Source organism: Synechococcus sp. BA-120 BA3 (assembly GCF_034931285.1).
GTDB lineage: Bacteria > Cyanobacteriota > Cyanobacteriia > PCC-6307 > Cyanobiaceae > Cyanobium.
In genome coordinates this window covers 1-2,414 of the sequence record NZ_JAYGHZ010000422.1, presented here as the reverse complement: position 1 = coordinate 2,414, position 2,414 = coordinate 1, and the positions used below count along the sequence as shown (strand labels likewise).

Here is a 2,414-nt window from a genome sequence, read left to right as displayed (position 1 = left end):
GGACCAGGGCGCCGCCACCGCTGCGCATCGCGTCGGTAAGGTCGCGGCAGCGCGGGCGCCGGCTCCACAGCAACGACGGCAGGGCCAGGGCCCCGCCCGCCAGCAGGGTGAGCAGGAACCGCTCGCGGGGTCCCAGCTCCAGGCCGGCGTTGATCGTCAGGAAGGTGACCCCGGCCACCACCACGAGCACACCGAGCAGACCGCTCCAGTTCTCCACCAGCAGCCGCTCGATCCGCTTCCAGGGGCCGACGCCGGCCGCGCGGCGGGGCCCGGGGACCGCCAAGGAAGCCGATGGGCGTCGCACGGGAGCGGCCGCCGCCGTCGCCACCGCCTGGGTCTCGGGCGCCGCTGGGGGGAGCTCCTCAGCGGCGGGGAGCCGGGCCGGTTCGGGCGTGGTGGCCCCGTCCAGCCGCTGCTGGAGCACCCCGCTCCAGAGCGAGAGGGCGAAGAAGCGCTGGCTCAGGGAAGCGGCCTGCCGCTCGAGGCGCCGGACCCGCCGCTCAAGGGCGCGGACCTGCAGGATCCAGCCCGCCACCAGCAGGGGCAGGAGGATCAGCAGCAGGGCCTCGTTCAAGGGGCCTCACAAGGCGCCGCGGGGCCGTAAGGATCAGCGGGCACCGGGGAGGCGTCAGGCGGCGAGCGGATTCAAGCGGGCCAGCAGGCCCGTGGCCAGCTTGCGGGCCGAGAAGGTGCGCCGCATCAGCCCCAGCAGGGCCTGGAGATCATCGGTGTGGAGACGGTCGTGGCTCACCAGGCTCAGCAGCAGCCGCTGGCGCAGGCTGGTGCCCTCCTTGCCCAGCAGCAGGCGCAGGCCGTCGCGGGCCACCGGCAGCAGATCGGTGGAGGCGGAGCCGTTCTCGACCACGGCCAGCAGGTTCTCCAGGCGCTCCACCCGCAGGCGCCCATCACGATCGAAGATCACCTCCAGCAGCTTCTCGCGCATCTCGGCGGTGTCGCCGGCCAGCAGACGTTTGGCCACGTAGGGGTAGGCCACCCGGATGATGCGGAAGTCGGGGTCGAGCCGCATCGCCAGCCCCTCCTGGCTCACCACCGCCCGGATGATCAGGGCGAAGCGGGCCGGCACCCGGAAGGGGTAGTCGTACATCAGCTCCGAGAAGCGATCGGTGATCGCCTTGAAGTTGAAGCTGCCCACGTTCTCGCCCAGAGCACCACCGAGCACCTCCTCGAGGGCCGGCACGATGGGCCCGAGGGGAGTGCTCGGGTTGAGGAAGCCGAGGGCCACGAAATCCCTGGCCAGGGCTTCGAAATCCCGGTTGATCAGATGCACCACAGCCCCGGTGAGGGTGAGCCGGTCGGCATCACTGAGGGAATCCATCATGCCGAAGTCGACATAGGCCACATGGCCCAGGCCGTTGGTCTTGCCCGGCAGGGCGAACAGGTTGCCCGGGTGGGGATCGGCGTGGAAGTAGCCGAACTCCAGCAGCTGCTGCAGACCGGCGATCACGCCGGTGCGGATCAGGGCCGCCGGATCCAGGTGGTGGGCCTCCAGTTCGCGGCGGCTCTGCAGCTTGGTGCCGTTGATCCAGCTGGTGGTCAGCACCCGGCGGCTGCTCAGGGGCCGCACCACCGCCGGAACGGTCACCTCCGGGTGGTCCTGGAACAGGGTGGCGAAGCGTTCGGCGTTGTCGGCCTCGCGCCGGTAGTCGATCTCCTCGAAGAGGGTGTAGCCGAACTCATCGATGATCGCGCCGAGCCCGAAGCCGAGGTTCAGCGGCAGGAAGGGTGCCGCCAGCACCGCCAGCGAGCGGATGATGACCAGGTCGCGGCGCAGCACGAAAGGCAGGTCGGGCCGCTGCACCTTCACCGCCACCCAGTGGCCCTCGCTCAGACGGGCCCGGTACACCTGCCCCAGGCTGGCCGCCGCCATCGGGTAGTCGGGGAACTCCTCATACAGCTGGTGGGCCGGGGCCCCCAGCTCCGCCTCGATCAGGGCCAGGGCGACCGCATGGGGGAAGGGGGGCAGATCGTCCTGGAGGCGGGCCAGTTCCTCCAGCCAGTCGCGCCGCACCAGGTCGGGGCGGGTGGAGAGGGCCTGACCCACCTTGATGAAGCAGGGGCCCAGGTCGTTGAGGGTTTCGAGGATGGCCCGGGCGAGCCGCTGCTGCACCCGGGCGTCGGTGCTGCTGGACTGGACCGCCAGCCGCAGGCCCAGCCCCGCCAGGCGCCACAGCACCACGATCAGCCGGCTGACCAGGACCCAGGGCCGCAGCAGCAGCCAGCGCAGGTCCGCGTTGGGGTCGTAGCGCGGGGTGGGGGTGACGTCCTCGGTCAGGGTCCTGCCGCATCGATGGCCAGACTCTAGGAACTGTGTTCCCCGGTCCATGGGCCCCTTCTGGCGGTCAGCGCCGCTGGCCCTGCACCTGCCGGCCCACGGCCGCGGCCGGGCCCTGGCC

Annotated in this window: 2 protein-coding genes; both read right to left on the bottom strand. The window is 71.5% G+C overall.

What is annotated here, in order from left to right; all coding sequences use genetic code 11:
* Positions 1 to 574 (bottom strand): hypothetical protein (locus VB737_RS16320; RefSeq protein WP_500314507.1); only part of this gene is annotated, 574 nt, incomplete at its 3' end.
* Between the two features lie 54 nt (positions 575 to 628).
* A complete protein-coding gene (locus tag VB737_RS16315; RefSeq protein WP_500314505.1) occupies positions 629 to 2,344 on the bottom strand; it encodes an ABC1 kinase family protein in 1,716 nt (571 codons plus the stop codon).
* Positions 2,345 to 2,414: the final 70 nt, after the last annotated feature.

Coding starts and splice junctions, on each gene's coding strand:
- VB737_RS16315 (WP_500314505.1), bottom strand. CDS start 2,344: ATGGACCGGGGAACACAGTTCCTAGAGTCTGGCCATCGATGCGGCAGG.